Raw genomic sequence first — 1,331 nt, 5'->3', positions numbered from 1 at the left:
GCCCGTGCCGGATATGGGGTCCGTCCTTGGCAAACCAGGACGAACAGGCGCTCGGAGGAAAGCGATTTTCGCCGCTGCCGCCGAAACAGACGTTCACGGTCGAGCCTTTCGGGGCACTTCCGCCCATCTGGCGCTGCCGTCGGACTGGAAGATGGTACGCAGCCGAAATTATCGTTGCACAGAAAGTATTTTCTGCGGTATCTCCGACCCGTAGGAGTCGGAATGCCGAACGTCGTTGCCCTTCCGCGCCGGGACGAGCCGGTCCAGCCGGAGCCCGACGGCTATCCTGCGCTCCGGCGCTGGGCCAGTTGCATGGCTTCCCTCGTCACGATGATCCTCGCAGGCTTCGTCGTCTTCACCGGGATCGTGCTGTCGCTCGGGCTGGTCTTCCAGGGTGCATTCCTCTGGCTCGCGCCGGGAGCAGGCTTCCTTGGCTCGCGTCCGGACGGCATCGCCGGCCTCGTTTCCTTCGGGGCGCTGCCTTGGCCGACCCGTCTCGCCTATGCGGTGACTTTCACCGCGACCCAGGTCCCGGTCCTGTTCGTGCTCTGCCACCTGCGTGCCCTGCTGCGCGATCTCGCGGCCGGCGCGGTCTTCGCGGCCGGTCACGCATCCCGCCTGCGCCGCATGGCGATCGGACTCCTGGCCTATGCCGTCGCGCCGGCCGCCGGGCAGATCCTCGTCCGTCTCGTCGGGCATGGGGTGGACCTGGCATGGTGGCGCACCTCCTCGCTCCACGCCCTCCTGCTCGCGGCGTTCCTGATCGTCCTGTCCGAACTCATCCGGGCCGGGCAGGCGATCAAGGACGACCGGGACGGGTTCGTCTGATGCCGATCGTGATGCGGCTCGACGTGATGCTCGCCCGACGCAAGCGGAAATCGAAGGATCTCGCCCGCGCCGTCGGGATCACCGAGGCGAACCTGTCGCTGCTCAAGTCCGGCAAGGTCCAGGGGGTACGCTTCGCGACGCTCGAGGCGATCTGCCGCGAACTCGACTGCCAGCCGGGAGACCTGCTCGAATACCTGCCCGACGGCGAGGACGCGCTGCGCCGAGCCGGCTGACCGTCCCGCCATCTGGCCTCGAACCCGCGCATCCGTGCCGTGGGAGCGGAGACCTATGCCCATGCCGACCCTTTCGCGTGCGCTGGTGCTGCTCTTTACCGTCGTGTCGCTCGCGGCTTGCATCCCCTCCGCCCCGAGGGTGGATCAGGTCGCCGTCGTCTGGCCGGCAGGTGCCGGCACCGCAGTGACGCTGCCGATGCAGCGCGCCTCCGGCCGCTGGCTCGTATCCGTCGGCTTCCGGCGTCCGGACGGCAGCGAGCGGCAGGCGCT

Annotated in this window: 3 protein-coding genes; all 3 read left to right on the top strand. The window is 68.5% G+C overall.

The window, feature by feature from the left end; all coding sequences use genetic code 11:
- Window positions 1-222: 222 nt before the first annotated feature.
- The gene (locus AX737_RS11035; protein ID WP_066921282.1) at window positions 223-828 is read left to right on the top strand and encodes a DUF2975 domain-containing protein; all 606 of its coding nucleotides are present in this window, start codon (window positions 223-225) and stop codon (window positions 826-828) included.
- Window positions 828-1,061: a helix-turn-helix transcriptional regulator gene (locus AX737_RS11030; RefSeq protein WP_066921280.1), complete on the top strand. Its 234-nt coding sequence runs from the start codon at window positions 828-830 to the stop codon at window positions 1,059-1,061. The genes AX737_RS11035 and AX737_RS11030 overlap by 1 nt, the downstream gene beginning before the upstream one ends.
- Window positions 1,062-1,122: 61 nt before the next feature.
- Window positions 1,123-1,331, top strand: a 209-nt coding sequence (locus tag AX737_RS11025) for a hypothetical protein (protein WP_156453655.1), incomplete at its 3' end; no start/stop codon positions are given.

It is taken from the genome of Methylobacterium sp. CCH5-D2, assembly GCF_001556475.1.
Taxonomy (GTDB): Bacteria; Pseudomonadota; Alphaproteobacteria; order Rhizobiales; family Beijerinckiaceae; genus Methylobacterium; species Methylobacterium hispanicum.
This window is presented reverse-complemented; position numbering and strand designations above follow the sequence as displayed.